The 18465-nt window shown below is 75.9% G+C and carries 14 protein-coding genes; 4 read left to right on the top strand and 10 right to left on the bottom strand.

Annotation, left to right across the window (positions count from 1 at the left end; translation table 11 throughout):
• Positions 1–44: 44 nt before the first annotated feature.
• A complete protein-coding gene (locus tag ACZ6NC_RS02330; protein ID WP_465728061.1) occupies positions 45–1001 on the bottom strand; it encodes a GlxA family transcriptional regulator in 957 nt (318 codons plus the stop codon).
• A gap of 91 nt (positions 1002–1092) precedes the next feature.
• Between ACZ6NC_RS02330 and ACZ6NC_RS02325 the strand changes: the two genes are divergently transcribed.
• Positions 1093–1722, top strand: a complete 630-nt coding sequence (locus ACZ6NC_RS02325; RefSeq protein WP_465728059.1) for an MBL fold metallo-hydrolase — start codon at positions 1093–1095, stop codon at positions 1720–1722.
• A 190-nt stretch (positions 1723–1912) separates the two neighbouring features.
• Here the strand turns inward: ACZ6NC_RS02325 and ACZ6NC_RS02320 are convergent, their stop codons facing one another.
• Positions 1913–5131, bottom strand: a complete 3219-nt coding sequence (locus tag ACZ6NC_RS02320; protein WP_465728057.1) for a DEAD/DEAH box helicase — start codon at positions 5129–5131, stop codon at positions 1913–1915.
• 111 nt (positions 5132–5242) lie between these two features.
• Positions 5243–6118: a TIGR04222 domain-containing membrane protein gene (locus ACZ6NC_RS02315; RefSeq protein ID WP_465728055.1), complete on the bottom strand. Its 876-nt coding sequence runs from the start codon at positions 6116–6118 to the stop codon at positions 5243–5245.
• A 283-nt stretch (positions 6119–6401) separates the two neighbouring features.
• Here ACZ6NC_RS02315 and ACZ6NC_RS02310 point away from each other — a divergent pair, with 283 nt between their 5' ends.
• The 3 genes from ACZ6NC_RS02310 (at position 6402) to ACZ6NC_RS02300 (ending at position 10624) form a co-directional block, all read left to right on the top strand.
• A complete protein-coding gene (locus tag ACZ6NC_RS02310) occupies positions 6402–7910 on the top strand; it encodes a TolB family protein (protein WP_465728053.1) in 1509 nt (502 codons plus the stop codon).
• Positions 7911–7988: 78 nt separating this feature from the next.
• Positions 7989–8765, top strand: a complete 777-nt coding sequence (locus ACZ6NC_RS02305) for a GNAT family N-acetyltransferase (protein WP_465728051.1) — start codon at positions 7989–7991, stop codon at positions 8763–8765.
• Positions 8766–9130: 365 nt separating this feature from the next.
• Positions 9131–10624, top strand: coding sequence for a phytoene desaturase family protein (locus tag ACZ6NC_RS02300; RefSeq protein ID WP_465728049.1), 1494 nt, complete (start codon positions 9131–9133; stop codon positions 10622–10624).
• A 48-nt stretch (positions 10625–10672) separates the two neighbouring features.
• On the opposite strand, the gene ACZ6NC_RS02295 is transcribed toward ACZ6NC_RS02300, so the two are convergent.
• The 7 genes from ACZ6NC_RS02295 to ACZ6NC_RS02265 form a co-directional block, all read right to left on the bottom strand.
• A complete protein-coding gene (locus ACZ6NC_RS02295; RefSeq protein ID WP_465728047.1) occupies positions 10673–12103 on the bottom strand; it encodes a nucleotide pyrophosphatase/phosphodiesterase family protein in 1431 nt (476 codons plus the stop codon).
• On the bottom strand, positions 12100–13269 hold the full coding sequence (eboE, locus tag ACZ6NC_RS02290) for a metabolite traffic protein EboE (RefSeq protein WP_465728045.1): 1170 nt from the start codon (positions 13267–13269) through the stop codon (positions 12100–12102). The genes ACZ6NC_RS02295 and eboE overlap by 4 nt, the downstream gene beginning before the upstream one ends.
• Before the next feature lie 82 nt (positions 13270–13351).
• Positions 13352–14242: a TatD family hydrolase gene (locus ACZ6NC_RS02285; RefSeq protein WP_465728043.1), complete on the bottom strand. Its 891-nt coding sequence runs from the start codon at positions 14240–14242 to the stop codon at positions 13352–13354.
• On the bottom strand, positions 14242–15117 hold the full coding sequence (locus ACZ6NC_RS02280; RefSeq protein ID WP_465728041.1) for an EboA domain-containing protein: 876 nt from the start codon (positions 15115–15117) through the stop codon (positions 14242–14244). The genes ACZ6NC_RS02285 and ACZ6NC_RS02280 overlap by 1 nt, the downstream gene beginning before the upstream one ends.
• Positions 15114–16106, bottom strand: coding sequence for a sugar phosphate isomerase/epimerase family protein (locus ACZ6NC_RS02275; protein ID WP_465728039.1), 993 nt, complete (start codon positions 16104–16106; stop codon positions 15114–15116). The genes ACZ6NC_RS02280 and ACZ6NC_RS02275 overlap by 4 nt, the downstream gene beginning before the upstream one ends.
• The gene (locus tag ACZ6NC_RS02270; protein WP_465728037.1) at positions 16103–17017 is read right to left on the bottom strand and encodes an SCO3242 family prenyltransferase; all 915 of its coding nucleotides are present in this window, start codon (positions 17015–17017) and stop codon (positions 16103–16105) included. Before ACZ6NC_RS02270 ends, ACZ6NC_RS02275 begins: the two co-directional genes overlap by 4 nt.
• Before the next feature lie 146 nt (positions 17018–17163).
• Entirely contained in the window at positions 17164–18399 is a 1236-nt protein-coding gene (locus tag ACZ6NC_RS02265; RefSeq protein WP_465728035.1) for an inositol-3-phosphate synthase, read from the bottom strand.
• Positions 18400–18465 lie beyond the last annotated feature (66 nt).

Below are 18465 nucleotides of genomic sequence, written 5' to 3'. Positions count from 1 at the left end.
GGCGGACGGCGTCTCCGGAGCGTGGCGGGCCCGGGCACCGGTGGTCAGGGGGCGTGGCTGAAGGAACGCCGGTAGGAGCGGGGCGGTACGCCGCGGCGACGCACGAACTGCTCGCGCAGGACGGCGGCGCTCGCGTAGCCGACCCGGCGGGCGATCTCCTCGACGGGCAGGGCGGTGGTCTCCAGGAGCTCCTCGGCGCGGGTGAGGCGGAGGTTGAGGAGCCACGCGTGCGGGGTGGTGCCGGTGGCGGCGGTGAAGCGGCGGGCGAACGAGCGTTTGCTCATCAGCGCGCGGCGGGCCAGCTCCGCGACCGGCAGGGGTTCGTGGAGGTGGTCGCGGGCCCACGCGAGGACGCCGGCCAGCCGATCGTCCTGGGCGTCCTCGGGTGCGGGAGTGGCGAGGTACTGGGCCTGGCCGCCGTCACGGTGCGAGGGCAGGACGAGGTCACGGGCGATCGCGTTGGCCGCGGCAGCGCCGTGCTCGCGCCGGATCAGGTGCAGACACAGGTCGAAGCCGGCGGCGGCGCCCGCCCCGGTCACGACCTGCCCCTCGTCGACGTACAGGGCCCCGGGGTCGACGGCGACCAGTGGATGGCGCTCGGCGAGCAGGCCGGCGAACCGCCAGTGGGTGGTGGCCCGGCGGCGGTCGAGGAACCCGGCGGCGGCGAGGGCGAAGGCGCCGACGCAGTGCGAGGCCACCAGGGCGCCGCGTTCGTGGGCCCGGGTCAGCCCGTCCAGCACGGCGGGGGCGGGCGGGGTCCGGAAGTCGGCCCCCGCCAGGGCGATGACCAGGTCGGCGGTGGCCAGGCGGTCCAGCCCGTGCTCGACGGCCAGCGGCGTCCCGACGTCGGTCGGCACGTTCCCCGGCCGGTCCGTGCAGAGCGCGAAGTCGAAGCGGGGCAGACCGCCGGACCGTTCGGCGAAGACCTCGGAGACGAGGGCGGCGCCGAGCAGGCCGACCCCGGCGGGGGCGTACGCGGCGATCCTGGTGAAGGGCGGCATCCCGGCAGTCTGCCACGCTTGGCACGATTCCCGCGATCACTGGCATCCGTGCCACTCGTGGTCGCGAGGACGACACGGAAGACTCCCTGTCATGACGAACACCGCAGCCGCGACACCCACCGCGCACCCCACCGACGCCCCGCCCGCCCGCACCGCCACGTACACCGTGCTGACCACCGGGTACACGCTCTCCACCGGCCCGGGCGTGGCCGCCACCGTCTCCTACGTCTCCGACGGCGACCTGCACGTGATCGTCGACCCCGGGATGGTGGCGAGCCGGGACCGCATCCTCGGGCCGCTCGCCGAACTCGGCCTGGGCGCCGACGACATCACCGACGTCGTACTCAGCCACCACCACCCCGACAACACCATGAACGTGGGCCTGTTCGGCAACGCGCGCGTGCACGATCACAAGGCGGTCTACCGGGCCGACCAGTGGACCACCCGTGACGCCGAGGGGTACGAACTCTCCCCCGCGCTGCGGCTGATCCGCACCCCCGGCCACAGCCCCGAGGACATCACCCTGCTCGCCGGCACCGCCGAGGGCGTCGTGGCCTTCGTCGGCGACCTGTGGTGGCGGCCCGACGGCCCGGCGGACGACCCGGTCGCCCCGGACCGCGACCAGCTGCGCACCTCGCGCCTGCGGGTGCTGGATTCCGCCGCTCTGATCGTGCCGGGCCACGGAGCGCCGTTCGCCGCCGACGAGAGTGCCGTGCTCTGAACGGGCGCCGACGGCAGACCGTCCGATTCCACCGGCCCGGGCGGCCCGCGCCCAGGTGCCGGACCACCACCGCCGGGGCAGGCCCTTCCGCACCCGGCGGGCGGGCCGGGCGGACCGGGCCGGGCGGCCGTCCGGGCAGGGCGCTCGGCCGCTGTCGCCCGGGTTCCGCCCCCCGTCAACCGGCCTCCCGTCAGCCGACGTTGCGGTAGGCGGCGGCCCAGCCGCCCGCGGTGTGGTCGCCGCGGGTGAAGACGGCGGCGCCGGTGCGACCGGCGGCCGGGTCCTCCGGAGCGGGAACGGGGTACGGGAGCTCGACGGGCGTGCCGGTGCCGGTGTGGCGGGCGGTCGCGGCGCCGCTCCAGGTGAGGACGGTCGCACCGCGCGGGGCGTGCACCTCCGCGTGGCCCGCGTGCAGGGTGATCGTGGTGCCGGTCGCACGGGCGGCCAGCAGACCCTGGTACTCCCCGGCGGACAGCCGGCAGCTGCCGGGCGGCGTGGTGCCGGACCAGTCCGGGGCGTCCAGGCCGCGGGCCCGGGCCGCCTTCCACATGGCCGGGACGAGGGCGGTGGTGTGGGCGGGGGTGGCCATCTGCTCGCACATCCAGAGCAGCCGGCCGGCGCCGCGGCGGGGCCCGAGGGTGCGCCAGCGGATGCGCTGGGCGAGGTCGGCGGCGACGGTGGCGATCCACGGGTGGACGGTGCCGAGATGGCCCTGGGCGCCGAGCCAGGCGAGGTAGCGCTGCGCCTCCTCCAGCACGGGGGTCATCGAGTCGGTGGGGATGCCCAGGACGTAGGCGCTGCGGCCGCGGAACGCCTGGGGGCTGTGGGCGACCAGCAGCAGGACGGCGCGGGCGAGGTCGCCGGCCACGGGCTTGGCGTCCTCCTCCGCCTCCTCGCCCGGCGCGTCGCCCGGCTGCTCGGGGGCGTCGGGGCGGCCCGCGGTGCGCAGCACGTGGAACAGCGCCTGCTTGGCCCGCTCGGTGAAGGGGGCCTGTTCGAGGGCGGGCAGACGGGTGGCCAGAACGGCGATGAGGGCGTCCTCGGCGGTGTCCGGGTCGTCGGGGACGGGCAGCGCGTGGGCGGCCTCGGCGAGGCCGGCGGCGAGTTCGGCCTCGACCATGAAACGGCTCGTGAGCTTGCCGAGTTCGGTGGCCGCCAGCCCGGCGTCGCCGTCGGCCGGCCCGGTGCGGCTGAGGTAGCCGGTGGCGGCGAGGAACTCGGTGGCGTCGTACAGCGGGTCGAAGGGGTGCTGGCCCTGGTGGAAGGCGAAGGTGCGGGTCCACCACTGTTCGGCCTGGGCGAGGGTGGCGATCCGGCCCTGCACGGCCTCGGCGAGCAGGTGGTCGGAGAGCCGGTCGCGGATGCGGGAGGTGACGGTGTACCCGGCGGCCAGCCGGGCCTGCCAGTGGTGGCGCTCGCCGGGGGCGGTGAGCAGATGGGCGAAGCCCTCGCGTTCGCCGGCACCGATCCGGCCGGCCCGGCCGAACATCTGCTGGACCATGGACACCTCGATCCGGTCCAGGCCGATCTGGGTGTCCCGGACGATCACGGCCCGGGCGGGCAGGTTGACGCCCGCGGCGACGGTGGAGGTGGCCACCAGGACGTCGGCCCGGCGGGTCCGGAAGGCGTGTTCGGCCTCGCGCTTGAAAGGCCAGTCGCGGTAGTGCAGTTGCACTCCGGCCTTGCTGCACAGGCGCTCCACCAGGTCGACGTCGTCCGCGTCGGCACCTGCCGTGTCGACGCCGCGGTCGTGGGCCAGGGCGAGCGCGGTGGTGCGCACCGAGCGCTTGCTGCCGCAGAACACCAGCACGCTCCCGCCGTCGGCGCTGTGCCGGCGGGCCAGCCGGACGGCCTCCCGGGTACGGGTCCGGTTGCGGGTGGCCCAGTCGGGGGCGTCCGCGTCCGGGGGCAGCGCGGGGAGCTGCCAGGTCAGCCGGGTGGGCCGCCAGGGCGAACGGATCAGACGGGCGTTCAGCCAGGCGGCGGTCTCCTCGGCGTTGGCCACGGTGGCGGACAGGCCGACGATCCGCACCCGGGAGGCGTCCTCCCGCACCCGGGCGAGCAGAGCCTCCAGGACCGGGCCGCGGGTGGGGTCGCCGAGCAGGTGGATCTCGTCGACGACCAGGCAGCCGACCTCGGCGAGCGCGGCGCGCAGTGAGCTGGTGCGGCAGATCGCCTCGAACTTCTCGGTGGTGGCCACCCAGAGGTCGGCCTCGCGGATCAGATCGGTGTCCACGGCCGCCTCACCGGTCAGCCGGACGACGCGGCGGCCGGCCCGGCGCCAGGCGTCGAGATCGCGGTCGAGCTCGTCGGTCAGCGAGCGCTGCGGGACCAACCAGGCGGCCTTGCGGCCGCGTTCGCAGGCGGTGAGCGCGGCGACCACGCCGATCGCGGTCTTGCCGGCCCCGGTGGGGGCGACCACCATGACGTGCTCGTCGCCGTCCAGCAGGGCCGGGACGGCAGCGGCCTGGACCGGGTTGAAGGTGGGGTGCGGCAGCAGCCCGGCCCACGCCTCGGGCACCAGCGCGTGGACCGGGACGAACGCGTCCGCGTCGTCGGCGGGCAGGTCGTCCAGGGCGTCCCACTGGGCGGCGAAGGCGTCCCGGGCCGCGTGGGCGGCGGGGCCGGCGGCCGGGGTGACGCTGCCGGCCGGCCAGGCCACCAGGTCGGTGCGCCCGCCGAGGTCCGAGACGGTGGCCACGTGCTCGGCCTCGGCCCAGTGTTCGGCACGGCGCACCCGCACGCCGAGGGCGGTCAGCTCACGGCCCAGGGCGTCGAAGTCCTCGCCGGCCGGGAGGATGACCCGGGCGTCGTCGGCGGCACCCAGGGCGGCCACGGGCAGCGGCCGGGCGGGGTCGGTGACCTTGCCCCACCACAGCGCCCTGGTCTCCGGCCGGGTGGGCCGGGGCAGGTCCTCGGGCCAGTCGGGGGCGGCGGCCTTCGGCTGGGCCGGGGCGCCGGGCGGACGCCATTCCGTGATCGGCGTGACGGTCACGCCCGGTCCCGTCTCCTCCGGGAGGGCGCAGGGCTCCAGGCCCGCCATGATCCGGGCGGCGGTGCGCACGGTCACGGTCCGCTGGCCGGGCACCGGCGCGGACGCCGGGGCGGCCGGGCGCAGCAGCTTGTCGTAGGTCTTCACACCCAGCTCGGCGAGGGCGAAGGCGCGCGGGCAGGCCGGACAGACCACGGCCACGTACCGGTGCTGGCGCCCGCCCGCCTCGTACGGGCGGCGCAGCGAGTGCAACGGCTCGCCGCAGTCGGGGCACGGGCGGGGCACCTGCTCCTGGTAGCTCCAGCCAGGTTCCGTGAAGCGCAGCAGCAGGCCCTCGGCCGGGAGGGCGTTCCCCCAGCGCTGTTCGACCAGTTGAGGGACGGTCGGCTCGGTGGTTTCGGTGTCCGGTTCGTGCACGACGACCACTCTCGCAGCAGGCCGGCCCCCGGCGCAGGGATTCCGCGGGACCGGCCCGCACGCCCCGGGGCGGGGGCGGGGGCCGGTCGGGTCAGGTCCCGTCAGGTCGGCTCACGTCACGGCGGGGCCCTGGCGCCTGCTCCCGTCGGCGTCGGCGTCCTCGGCCCGGATGGGCCGCGGCCGGCGGCGGCCGGGCAGCGCCGGGCGCCCGCGGACTGCGACGGTGAGCCGGTCCCTTCCCAGCGCCTCGACACCGACCACGGCGACCGCACTCCACGAGGTCCGGCCCACCGGGGCGAGCACGTCCTCCGCCAACCGCCATCCCGGCGGGACCGCCGTCCCGGCCTCCAGCGCGGCGAGCAGCGGGCGGGCGCGGTCGGCCGGGCGCTGGTACTCCTCGTTCGCCTCCTGCGCCTCGTTCGCCTCGCGCTCCTGCCGCCTCCGGAGGCGGCGGGCCGGCGGCGCGGCCACCACCAGTGCGGCGATCCCGCCCAGTACCACCGCCGCGCCCTGGTCCACGCCGAGCACGACCACGGCCGCCCGGGCGGCGAGGGCCGCGACAGCAGTCAGGACGACGGCGACCAGGACGGGGACGACCCACCCGGCCGGCACCTGCCGCGGACGCCGGGCTTGCGACGAACGGAGACCGCCCACCAGCAGGCCCCGGCGCCGCAGCCCCGCCTCCAGCCCGTCGGCCGGTGCGCTGGAACCGAACGCGGCCCGTGGCGCGCCGATCCAGGAGGTACCGGACGGGCCGATCGCCGCCAGCAGAACGGCCTCCACCTCGTCCCTGGGCCGCGGCCGGATGACCCGCAGCATCCCGTTCCGGTCCATCTCCAGCCGGTTGGTGAGGATCATCCGCAGCAGCGCCGTCTCGGCGACCCGCCAGCCGCCGCCCGCCAGCCAGGCCAGCTCGTACAGCGACAACTCCTCGTCCGTCGAAGGCTGTTCGGACCGTCTCCCCGTCCGTCGTCCTCGCACGACCACCGCTCCCCCACACACCCGGCCACCGGGCCACCGGGCCACCCGGCCGCCCCGGTGCCCGCAAGACTACCGAGGCCCTGACCACGGCACTGCGCGCGGGCCGCCGTCACGGCCCGGGCCTCGCCGGGGCGGTCCCCGGGGCAGGACCGGGAGTTGGCGCAATGTCGTCAAGACGGTGCCCGGTGCATTGACCGAACCCGGCGCGGACGATTGGCTCGCCCTGAGCCGGCCGCCGGGGGCGGGCCGTGGCAACGCGGCAAGGGCGCGAGCAAGGGAGCCGACCACGATGAGCAGGACACCACGCACCACCGCCGGCCGACCGGCCACGAGGCGCCGTCCGGCGGCCGGCGCGGCAGCCGTGCTGATCGCCGCCGCGCTGGCGGGCACGGCCGCACCCGCACAGGCCGCGTCGCCGGGCACGGCCACCACCCGGGTCAGCTCCGGGCCGGCCGGGGACCAGCCGAACGCCTCCTCGTGGGCGAGCGGCGTGAGCGCCGAGGGCCGGTACGCCGTCTTCAGCTCGGCCGCCACCAACCTCGTCCCGGGTGACACCAACGGCGTGCTCGACGTCTTCACCCGAGACCTCTGGACCGGGCGGACCGAACGCATCAGCCTCACCGGAAGCGGCGCGCAGGCGGACGGGGGCTCGTACGACGGCGTGATCAGCGGCGACGGCCGATACGTCGTCTTCACCTCCACCGCCGCGCTCGTCCCCGGAGACACCAACGGCGCGGAGGACATCTACCTGCGCGACCGCTGGACCGGGCGCACCGAGCGGCTCACCGTCGGGGACCCGAAGCGCGAGCAGCCGGGCCGGGACTCCTACCTCCCCTCGGTGAGCCGGGACGGCCGGTACGTCGCCTTCGCGTCCAGCCGGACGGACCTCCTCCCCGCCGACAGCCCGGCGCTGGCCAACGTCTACGTCCTCGACCGGTGGACCGGCACCACCCGGCTGGCCACCGTCGGCCCGGACGGCTCGCCGGCCAACCGGCCGTCCGCCGACCCGGAGATCAGCGCCGACGGCAGCAGCGTCGGCTTCATCTCCAAGGCCACCAACCTGCTGCCGCCCGCCGCGGGCGCTACGGCCAAGGGGCCCGCAGCCGGCCCAGCCGCGGGCGCGCCGGCCACGGACGCCGCGGACGAGGGCCCGGAGCACCGCCCCGGGGTGCCGGCCCGGACGGGCAGCCGCTCGCGGGCGGGCGACGGCCGGCCCGCCGAGCTCCTCAAGCCGCGCCTCTACCCGTTCTACGTCCGCGACTTGGCGACCGGGCGGACAAGCGGCGCCAGTACCGACGAGAACGGCGAGCTGGTCGGCGTCGCCGACGGCTCGCTCGGCCCGGACGGCCACCACGTCGTCTACTCGCTACCGGTCGCCGACCAGGGCCCGGACGGCGGCGTCGGCGGCCGGCACTTCGAGCTCTTCGTCCGCGACCTGCGGCTCGGCAGCGTGCGACACGTGGCCGCAGGCCTGCCGGGCACCACGTCGGACGCCTCCTTCTACGACCCCCGCCTGGCCCTGGGCAACCGCTGGCTCTACTTCACCTCCAGCGCCGGGAACCTGGTGTCCGACGACACCAACCAGGCCGACGACGTGTTCCGCCACGACCTCTGGAGCGGCCGCACCGAGCGGATCAGCGTGGCGTCCGACGGCACCCAGAACACGGGCGCCTCAAGCGGGCCGGTGGTCGCCGCACTCGGCACCACGGTGCTGTTCGGCGCCGAGGACGGCACACTGGTGGAGGGGGACTCCAACCGAGCGGCCGACGTCTTCGCCCGACGGCTGCCGCTGTTCTGACCCTCCGCCCGGGCACCGGCAGGGGGCATCCCCGGCCGCCTGCCCGGACACGATGCGGTCCGGGCTACGATCGGTCGGATGCTCCCTGCCTCCGTTCACGACCGGTCCGAACTCGCCTCCCTGCTGCAACGGGATCCCGCGCTGCACGCCTACGAGTTGGGCGATCTCGACGACTTCTTCTGGCCCTGGACGGCGTGGTACCGCCACAACGACAGCCTCGCGCTGGTCTACCACGGCAACGGGCACCCCACCCTGCTCGCCTTCGAACGGCCCGAAGCCGTGGGCGAACTACGGGAGTTGCTCGACGGCCTGCGCACCCTGCTCCCCCGGCGCTTCCATGCGCTGGTCACCGAGGGCGCCGAGGACGTGCTCGGCGTCCGGCCTGACGTCGAGCCGCACGGACTGCACCTGAGAATGGCCCTGACCGACCGGGTCCGGGCATCCGGCCAGGACCCGCGGACCGAGCCACTCACCCGCGCCGACCTGCCCGACCTGACGGAGCTCTACGCCGTGGCCTACCCGGGCAACTGGTTCGACCCTCGCATGCTCGACACCGGCCAGTACGTCGGTGTCCGGGACAAGGGCGAACTCGTCGCGGCCGCCGGCGTTCACGTCTGGTCGCCCGCCTATCTGATTGCCGTCCTGGGCAATGTCACGACGCACCCGCGCGCCCGCGGCCGGGGCCTCGGCAAGGCCGTTGTCTCAACCCTGTGCGGCCGCCTCCTCGAGACGGTCGACCACCTCGCCCTGAACGTCAAAGCGAGCAACTCCGCAGCCGTCGCGCTGTACACCGCGCTCGGTTTCGAGACGATAGGGCGCTACCACGAGTTGTCTGTCGGCCAGGGGCACCTCTGACGGGTCGGGGACGGTCGGGGCAGGTGCTCCGGGCTCTGTATTCGGGTTGGGTCCGCAGGGCGTGGCCCGGTAGCGTGCGGGGACGATCTCGGGGGGCCGATGCGGCCGGTGGGACCGGGCCTGGGCGCGGGCCCACCACGACGGTCCGGCCCTGCTGCACCGGGTTGATCGTCGGACCGGGCTCACCGCCGACGACTTCGCCCTCCTCTCGGACTGGGCGGGCGAGTTGGGCTGACGCCGCCGGTCACAGGGCAGGGCACGGAACGGCTTCCGAAATCCCGTAGCCCGCCCCGCCGTCCCACGCCATCGGCCGTCCTCGCCGTGGTGCACGGCCTTCGACCCGTCCCGCACGGGAGACTGGTGCCGTGGACAGCACTCCTGGACCAGGTGATGGGCGTGGCCGGCCGCCACGCGCCGCTCGTGCCGGCGAGGGTAGCGCCGTCGTCGTCGGGGCCGGCCCGAACGGGCTGGCCGCCGCCGTCCGGCTCGCCCAGGCCGGTGTCCGCGTCACCGTCCTGGAGGCCGCCGACGAGATCGGCGGCGGTGCCCGAAGCGGTGAGGCGATCCTCCCGGGGCTCCTGCACGACCACTGCTCCGCCGTCCACCTGATCACCGTCGGCTCGGCCTTCCTGCGCGGCCTCGGCCTGCACCGCTACGGGCTCCGGTGGCGCCTCCCCGAGATCGACTGCGTCCACCCTCTCGACGACGGCACCGCCGGTGTCCTGCACCGCTCCGTCGGGGAGACCGCGGCAGGGCTCGGCACGGACGGTGCGCGCTGGCGCCGGCTGTTCGCGGCCCCCGCCGCGACGTACGACGAACTCGCCGAGGACATCATGCGCCCGCTGCTGCGCGTCCCCCGCCACCCGCTGCTGCTGGCCCGCTTCGGAGCCCCGGCCATGCTGCCGGCCACGGTCCTGGCGCGCGCGTTCACCGGAGACCAGGCACGGGCGCTGTTCGGCGGTGTGGCGGCCCACGCCTACCAGCCGTTGGACCGGCCGCTCAGTTCCAGCGTCGGTCTCGGCATCCTCACCGCCGGCCACCGGTACGGCTGGGCCGTGGCCGCCGGCGGGTCGCGCTCGATCAGCCGGGCGCTGGCCGAGCTACTCACCGACCTGGGCGGCACAATCGAGACGGGCCGGCGGATCCGCTCGGCCGCCGAGCTCCCGCCCGCGGACATCACGATGTTCGACCTCGTGCCCAGCGCCGTCGCCGAGATCCTCGGCGATCGGCTGCCGCCCCGGGTCGCCCGCGCCTACCGCCGGTTCCGGCACGGACCGGGCGCCTTCAAGGTCGACTTCGCCGTGGCCGGCGGCGTCCCGTGGACCGCCGAACCGGCGCGGCGGGCCGGCATGGTCCACCTCGGCGGCACCTTCGACGAGGTCGCCGCCACCGAACGGGAGATCGCTGCCGGGCGCATGCCGCAGCGACCGTTCGTCCTCGTCGGCCAGCAGTACCTGGCCGACCCGCAACGCTCCGTGGGCGACGTCCACCCCGTGTGGAGCTACGCGCACGTACCGCACGGCTACACCGGCGACGCCACCGAGGCCGTCACGGCCCAGATCGAGCGATTCGCCCCCGGGTTCCGGGACCGCATCATCGGCCGCTCCGTCCGCACCACCTCCGACTTCGCCGCCCAGAACCCGAACTACGTCGGCGGGGACATCATGACCGGGGCCAAGAACGTCCCCCAGCTGCTGTTCGGCCCCCGCATCACCCTCCGCCCCTACGACACCGGCGTCCCCGGCCACTACCTCTGCTCCGCCGCGACCCCGCCCGGCCCCGGGGTCCACGGCATGTGCGGCGCCAACGCCGCCGAGGCCGCCCTGCGCCGGTTCCGCCGGATCCGCGGCCCACGATGACGCCGTCGCGGACGTGAGCCGGCGGCCGGGGCCGGGGCGGGCCTCCGGTCATCCCGCCGTCGTCAGGGTCCGCCCCGGTACCGGCGGGATGCCGTCGAGGCCGGCCAGGGTCAGCAGGAGCTCCGGCAGGTCGGTGGCGGCGTAGCGCGGGCGCGGGGCGGCGAGCCGGGTGGTGTCGGAGCAGAGCAGGACGGGGGCGTCGTCCGGAGCCTCGCCGGGCAGCCGGCCGTGGCTGCCCCGGACCCAGCCGGCGTCCAGCGGGACGACGGAGAGGGTGGACCGCAGGCCGAGCCGGCGGCGGGCCAGGGCGGCGGCGGCGCGTAGCCGCACGGCCCGGTCGGCGGGGTCGAGGAAGAGCTCGGCCGGGTCGTAGCCGGGCTTGCGGTGGATGTCGACGCACCGGGCGAAGTCGGGGGCGTGGTCGTCGCGCAGCCAGTAGTAGTAGGTGAACCACGCGTCGGCGGCGGCGACGGCGATCAGCTCGCCGGCCCGCGGGTGGGCGATTCCGCGGGCCGCGTGGTCGGTGCCGGCCAGCACCTCGTCGATCCCCGGCACGCCGGTCAGCAGCTCCCGTACCCGGGGTTCGTCCGCCCGGTCGGCGAGGTAGACGTGCGCGACCTGGTGGTCGGCGACCGCGAAGGCGCCCGAGGTCCACGGGTCGAGGTACTCCATTCCGGCCTGGCGGTGGACGGCGAGCAGCCCGGCCTCGCGCAGCACCCGGTTGATGTGCACGGGCCGGTGGACCGGTGTGATGCCGTACTCGGAGAGTGCGACGAGGGTGGCTCCGGTCTCCCGGGCGAGGCGCAGGAGCGGTTCGAGGGCGGCGTCCAGCTCGGCCGCGGCGGCGGCGGCCTGTGGGGCGTCCGGTCCGAAGCGTTGCAGGTCGTAGTCGAGGTGCGGGACGTAGGCGAGGGTCAGGTCGGGCCGGCCGGTGCGGACGACGTGCTCGGTGGCGCGCACGATCCAGTGCGTGGAGGCGATCGAGGCGCGGGGGCCCCAGTAGTCGAAGAGCGGGAACGGGCCGAGGGCCGCGGTGAGGTCGTCCCGCAGGGCAGGCGGGGTGGTGTAGCAGTCGGGGGACTTGCGCCCGTCCGCGTGGTACACCGGGCGCGGGGTGACGGTGAGGTCGGTGCCGGCGCCCATCGCGTACCACCAGCAGATGTTGGCGACCCGGTAGCCGGGAAAGCGCCGGCGGGCGGTCTGCCAGACCTTCTCGCCGGCGACGAGCCGGTTGTGCTGACGCCACATCAGCACCTCGCCGAGCTCGCGGTCGTACCAGCCGTTGCCGACGATCCCGTGGCCGGCGGGCGGCAGGCCGGTCAGCAGGCTGGCCTGCACGCTGCAGGTGACGGCGGGGAAGACCGGATCCAGGCGGGCGCCATGGGCGGCGGAGGCCGCGAGACGCGGCATGTGGCGCAGCAGCCGGGGCGTGAGGGCGGCGACGTTGAGCACCAGGAGCGGGGTCGGGCGGGCGGTCATTCGGCGGCCCGCAGGCCGGCGGCCGCCAACTGCTCGCGAGCCCAGCCGAGTTCGGCCGCGATGCCGGCGGCGAGGGCGCGGCGGTCGGCGGGGCGGTCGGTCGCGGGGAGCACGGGCCAGGTGTACGTCTCGACCTCCAGGTGGTCGGTGGCCGGGCTCGCACCCGACAGCAGGGCGTGCAGGGCCTCCGTGAGGACGGGCCGGGTGGAGGTCAGCGGCGGCTGCGGATCGGCGTGCAGCGGGACGTGGAAGTGGACCCGCCAGGGGGCTGCGTCCTCGTGCGGGGGCGTGAGCAGGGCCTGGTCGAGGTCGTCCCAGCAGCGCGGGTGCGGCCGGGTGCCGGCGCGGGTCTGGTGCAGGAAGCGCGGCTCGGCGAAGGAGGCAAGCGCCTGCCGGACGGCCGGGTCGGAGGGGTCGTCGGCCTGAAGTGCGCAGGCGAGCTGGGCCTTGACGACGGGCAGGCCGGCCCGGGCCAGGGAGGACAGTGCCGCGGCGGGCTGTTCGAAGTCGACGGCGAGATGGCAGGTGTCCAGGCAGACGCCGAGGTGGTCGGTGTCGATTCCGTCCAGGCGGGCGCAGGCCTCCTCGACGGTGCCGATCGTGCAGCCGGGTTCCGGTTCCAGGCCGACCCGGACCTTCCGGCCGCTCTCCGCCTCGATCTTGGCCAGCCCTTCGGCGAGCAGGTCGAGTCCGCGCCGGGCGGCCGCTTCGTGGTCGGGCGTCCAGGTGGTACGCCACCCCAGCGGCAGGGTCGAGATGCTGCCGCGCACGGCGTCGTCGGGCAGGAGGGCGGCGAGCACCCTGGCGAGGGTGAGGGTGTGGTCGAGGCGCTCGGGGCGGGACCAGTCGGGCAGGTAGACGGCGCGTTTGACGACCGGCTCGTGGAAGCCGCGGTAGGGGAAGCCGTTGAGCGTGACGACCTCCAGCCCGCGGGTGGTCAGTTCGTGGCGCAGCCGGTCGAGGGCCGGCGGATCCTCGGCGAGTGCCCGGGCGGCGTCGTGGGCCAGCCAGAGCCCCAGCCCGAGCCGTGGTGCGTCGAGCAGTTCACGGACCGGTTCGGCGTAGGCGGCGAGCTGTCCGACGACTCCGGCGAGGTCCTCGGCGGGGTGGACGTTGGTGCAGTAGGCGAGGTGGACGGTGCTGCCGTCCGGGTGGCGCAGGCGCATGGTCTCCTCGTACGGACAGGGGCCTCGGTGGTACGCACAGGGGCCCTTGGTGCGGGGGCGTGCTGGCGGGTGCGACGGGCCCTCAGGCCCCGCGAACGACGGTGTTTCCCAGGTAGGACGCGGGCGGGGCGTCGGCCTGGCCCGGCAGCGGGGCGCCGGCCGGTGGCGTGCGGGTGTCCTCGGCCGGGTCGAGGCGCCCGCTCTGGCCGTAGAAGGCGAGCGGATTGCGCCAGCACACCTGGTCGACCTGGTCGGGGGAGAACCCGGCCGCCAGCATCGCCTCGGCGGTCCGCCGGGTGGCCAGCGGGTCGCTGCGGCCCCAGTCCGCGGCCGAGTTCACCAGCATCCGGTCGACGCCGTGGCGGGTGAGGACCTCGACCATGCGCCGGGGGTCCATCTTGGTGTGCGGGTAGATGGAGAAGCCCATCCAGTGCCCGGAGTCGACGACCTGGTCGACGGTCAGTTCGGTGAGATGGTCGATCAGCACGAGCTCCGGCGCGATCGTGCTCTCGCGCAGCAGGTCGAGGGTCCGGCGTGTGCCGGCGGCCTTGTCCCGGTGCGGGGTGTGGACCAGGACCGGAAGGCCGTGGCCGATCGCGAGTTCGACCTGCGCGGCGAACGCGTGGTCCTCCCGTGGCGTCATCGAGTCGTAGCCGATCTCGCCGACCGCCACCACCGCGTCCTTGTCCAGGTAGCGCGGCAGCAGGTCGAGCACGCCGGCGCAGCGTGGGTCGTTCGCCTCCTTCGGGTTGAGTGCCAGTGCGCAGTGGTGGCGGATGCCGAACTGGGCGGCGCGGAACGGCTCCCAGCCGATGAGGGAGTCGAAGTAGTCGGCGAAGCTGCTCACGGCGGTCCGCGGCTGGCCGATCCAGAACGCGGGCTCCACGGCCGCGCGGATGCCGGCGGCGTGCATGGCCTCGTAGTCGTCGGTGGTGCGGGACGACAGGTGGATGTGCGGGTCGAAGATGCGCATCAGATCCCGGAAAGGTGTGCGGAGGGGCGGGTGGGGGCGGTCGTGGGGGCGGCGGCGCCCGTGGGCGGCCGGGGCGGGTCTCCGCTGTCGGCCAGCAGCCACAGGTCGGGGGGAACGGGACGGCCGGCGCTCGCCAGCTCCTCGGCGTAGGTGAGCGCCATCCTGGCGAGCTCGCGGTCCGCCCGGTGGCGCAGCCCGGCGACCGCACGCAGCGGGATCGCGCAGTGCAGGCACTTGAGGACCGCCTGCCGGTAGGTGTGCTGGTCCAGGTACCGGGCGCCGTACGGGCCGAGGGCGGCGGCCACCAGTCTGGTGTCGTTGGTCCGCAGGGCGTCGTGCACGAGCCCGAGCAGGTCCCCGGGTTGCCCGCCGGGGCCGGTGCCCGCGCCGCCGGGCGCCTCGCCGTGGCCGGCGCCGACGGGGCCGTCGTCGTACATAGCCGGGCCGGGTGCCCCGGGGTTGAGCACGCCGAGCGCGCGAAGCACGCCGCGCCGTTCGGCGGCGTCCCCACCGTGGTAGAGGACGGTGAGCCGCTGCGGGTCGGGGCGCGGGCCGGCCGCGGCGGCCAGCAGGAGCGTGCGGACGGCGTCGTCGATAGTCCAGCCGAGTCCCTCGGGCGCCGGGCCGGCTGCGGCGGACGGCGGCCCGGTGGATGGCCGCGCGTCGGGCGGGGCGTCCAGCTGTGCCCGCCCGAACCGCCGGGCGGCCTGGGCCAGGTGCCGGGGCAGCGCGCCGGCCGGGTCGGCGGCAGCCTCTCCGAGCGCCTCGGTGAGGACTCGTGCACCGTCATGGGTGAGCCGCTCGTGCAGGGCTTCGCGGAGGGCGTCGAGCGTGACCGGAGCGGCGTTGCCGAACCGCGTCACGGGTTGCGTCACCGCGCCGCCTCGGCCGTCATGGTGTGGGCGGCGGCGGGGCGCGGCCCGGACGGGCGGCCCCCGGCCGGGACGTCCGCCGGGGCATCGGCCGGCCACGTGCCTGCCGCCCGTGCCTCGGCCGCTTGCAGGAAGGCCAGGGAGCGCTGCGCGATCTCCGGGGCGGCGTGGCTGTGCCGGGGCAGCTCCACCCCGACCAGCCCCTGGTAGCCGGTCACGGCCAGCGCTGCCAGCACGGGCGGGAAGTCGATCTCGCCCGCTCCGAATTCGAGGTGCTCGTGCACCCCGCGGCACATGTCCTCGATCTGGACGTTGACCAGCCACGGCCCGGCCCGGCGTACACAGTCCGGCACCGGCTGCGGTTCCACCGCCCGGCAGTGGCCGATGTCCAGGGTCAGTCCCAGCCGTGGCGGCTCCCCGAGGTCGCGCCGGAGCAGGTCGTAGGCGTCCAGGGTGTCGACCAGCATTCCGGGTTCCGGCTCGAAGCCGAGGACCACGCCCTGCCGTTCGGCCTCCTCGACCGCCCAGGAGCACCCGCTCAGCAGACGGTCCCAGCCGGCGGCGGCCGGCAGCCCGGCCGGCAGGACGCCGCTCCAGAGCGAGACGGCCTGCGCGCCGAGCTCGGCGGCGATCCGCATGGCGCGCGCCAGGTGGTCGAGCCGCGGGCCGCGGTCCTCGTCCAGCAGGGTCGGGGCGTGCTTGCGCCGCGGATCGAGCAGGTAACGGGCGCCGGTCTCGATCACGACGCTCAGGCCGAGCGCGTCGAGCCGCCGCGCGACCTCGGCGGTGCGGCGCGCAAGATCCGGCGCGAACGGGTCGAGGTGGCAGTGGTCCAGGGTCAGGGCGACGCCCTGGTAACCGAGGTCCGCGAGCAGCTCCAGGGCGTCGGTGAGCCGGTGCCCGGCGAAGCCGTTGGTGCCGTACCCGAACTGCAGGCCCGGTCCCGGCCGGGCCACTGTCCGCTCCGGGGGATTGGACTGATCGACCGTCACGTGGGTGAGACCTTCCGGAACAGTCGCCGCGCCACCGGCGCGACGGCCAGCAGCGACACGGCGAGCGGGAGTGCGCCGGCCCGTGCGGCGCAGGCGGCCTGGAGCGGCAGCAGGCTTGCGATGCCCGCTGCGACGGCGCCTTGCAGGCGTCCGGGATCCCCGTGCCGGGCCTCGGCCTGCGCGCCGCCGAAGCCGACGGCGTAGACGGTGAGTGCGGCCGCCGTCGCGGCTGCGGACGACCGCCCGGGCGCCGCCGGACCGCCGGTCGCGCGACCCCCGGCCGCCAGGGCGGTCACCCCCGCGGTGGCGGTGAGGCTGAGTGCGAGCAGCCCGGGGCCGGCGCCCTCGGTCTCCCGGCGTCCCAGTGCGCTGACGACCAGCACGTGTGCGCCGACGACGGCGGCCGGCAGCACCGCCGGTCGCCGTGCTCCGGGCCCGGTGCCCATCAGGACGTCCAGTCCACGGGCCAGCGCCATGGCCGCCGGCCCCGCCACCGGGTGGTGCTTGAGCCCCAGGTCGTAGGCCCAGATGGTGGCGGCGAGCGGAACGGCGACGGCGAGTGTCCGCCGTCCGCCGGCCGCGCCGGCCAGGGCCAGTCCGGCCGCGCTCAGGCCGCCGGCCAGGGCGAGGGCGAAGCCCGGCGTCACGCGGCCGGAGGGGATCGGCCGCGCCGGGCGCTCCCGTGCGTCGATCTCGCGGTCCATGCAGTCGTTGAGGGCGATGCCCGCCCAGTAGAGGCAGACCGAGGACGCCGCCAGCAGCGGTGTGGCGGTGCTGAACGGCGCTCGGCCGGCCGCGGCACCCACCAGTGTGTCCCCGGGCACGGAGAGAGCGGCCGGCGCCCGGACGAGTTCGGCGACGGTCCGCCGGTCCGGCCGGCGGCCACGGCCCACCGCGCCGTGCCCGGCCACCGCACCCGGGACCGTATCCGGGACCGCGCCGGGGGCCGACGCTCCCCCGGGCGCCGCGTCCGCCACCCGGACGTCCTCCGCAGGAACCCTCTCCACCCGTGCGTCGACCGCCGGTGCTTCGGCGGGCGTCCGTCCGCTCGTTCCCGTCACCGGACCGGCCTCCGCCCCAGTCCTGCGGCGAACGTCCTCAGCCGCTGGTACTGCGACTCCAGCCCGTACTCGACCGGAGGCCCCGAGGCGTCGCCCACCGGGTCCTTGAAGAAGAAGCCGAGCTCCGCGAGCGGCCCGCTCACGCCCGCCGCGTGGGCGGCGGCCGTGAGCCTGGCGAGGTCCAGGACGAGCGGTGCCGCCAGCGCGGAATCGCAGCCGTGCCAGGTGAACTGGAGGTTCATCGGCACGCCCAGAAAGCCCTCGAACGCGATGTGGTCCCAGGCCGTTTTCCACTCGCCGAGCGTCGGCACGCAGTCGATGTGGACCGCTCCCTCCACCTGCGGCCCCAGCATCCGGTGCAGCCCGGTGCGCTTGGACGCGGTCTTGCTCTCGGCCGTCCGCGGATCCGCCAGGGTGGCGCCGTCTCCGCCGCCCAGCAGGTTGGTACCGGACCAGGAGCGCACGCGCAGGGCCCGGGCGGCGAACATCGGTGCCAGGGCCGACTGCAGGAGGGTCTCCCCCGTCTTCCCGTCGCTGCCGGCGTACGGCAGTCCGCGGTCGCGGGCCAGTTGGTCGAGTGCGGGCAGCCGCGCGCCGGCCGAGGGTGTGAAGTCGACGTACGGACAGCCGGCGGTGAGCGCGGCGTAGGCGTAGAGCGAGCTCGGCGGCAGCACGTCGGCGCCTGCGCGCAGGGCGCGCTCCAGGTCTTCGAGCCGCCGGTACTCGGGGCGCGGGGCGGGGCGGGGCTCGGTGGAGGCGACGTTCACCACCACGACGCGGGTGAGGCGCAGCCGCTCCCGGAAGTCCGCGATGTCCCCGGCGAGCCGGCGCGCGGCCTCGGCCTGGACGACTCCGTCCGCACCGCCGTCCCCGTCGCCGTCGCCGCCTCCGCCGGTGTATCCGGAGCGGATCTCCCGCTCCGCCGCGGCGAGTTCGCCGGCCACCGCGCCGGTCAGCCGCTCCGGGAACACCCCGGCGGCGGCCAGCTCCGCGGCCCGCTTCTCCAGCGCCGTGGTGTGGACGTCATGGCCGCCGAACACCAGGTCCGCCACCGGCGGGAGCCGCCCGTCCGGGAAGCCCTCCTGTTCGGTGACGCAGCCCACCGGCTCCGCCAGCCCGGCCCGCAGGGCGGCCGCGCCGACCACCGTGGTGGTCGCCACCGATCCGCGCGCGCCGACCAGCCAGACGCCGGTCCGCTCCTGCCGTCCTGCCGTACGCGGTGATCGAGCCATGGTTGTCTCCCTTCGGTCCCACTCGCGGTTCCACTCGATGCACCACCGGCCGGGCGTGCCCGGGGC

It is taken from the genome of Kitasatospora sp. NPDC041988 (assembly GCF_055588525.1).
This window is presented reverse-complemented; position numbering and strand designations above follow the sequence as displayed.

What these genes read in the sequence shown, in the direction of transcription:
- ACZ6NC_RS02295 (WP_465728047.1), bottom strand. Translation starts at nt 12,103, where the DNA reads ATGACCGCCCGCCCGACCCCGCTCCTGGTGCTCAACGTCGCCGCCCTC.
- ACZ6NC_RS02285 (WP_465728043.1), bottom strand. Translation starts at nt 14,242, where the DNA reads ATGCGCATCTTCGACCCGCACATCCACCTGTCGTCCCGCACCACCGAC.
- eboE (WP_465728045.1), bottom strand. Translation starts at nt 13,269, where the DNA reads ATGCGCCTGCGCCACCCGGACGGCAGCACCGTCCACCTCGCCTACTGC.
- ACZ6NC_RS02330 (WP_465728061.1), bottom strand. Translation starts at nt 1,001, where the DNA reads ATGCCGCCCTTCACCAGGATCGCCGCGTACGCCCCCGCCGGGGTCGGC.
- ACZ6NC_RS02265 (WP_465728035.1), bottom strand. Translation starts at nt 18,399, where the DNA reads ATGGCTCGATCACCGCGTACGGCAGGACGGCAGGAGCGGACCGGCGTC.
- ACZ6NC_RS02305 (WP_465728051.1), top strand. Translation starts at nt 7,989, where the DNA reads ATGCTCCCTGCCTCCGTTCACGACCGGTCCGAACTCGCCTCCCTGCTG.
- ACZ6NC_RS02310 (WP_465728053.1), top strand. Translation starts at nt 6,402, where the DNA reads ATGAGCAGGACACCACGCACCACCGCCGGCCGACCGGCCACGAGGCGC.
- ACZ6NC_RS02325 (WP_465728059.1), top strand. Translation starts at nt 1,093, where the DNA reads ATGACGAACACCGCAGCCGCGACACCCACCGCGCACCCCACCGACGCC.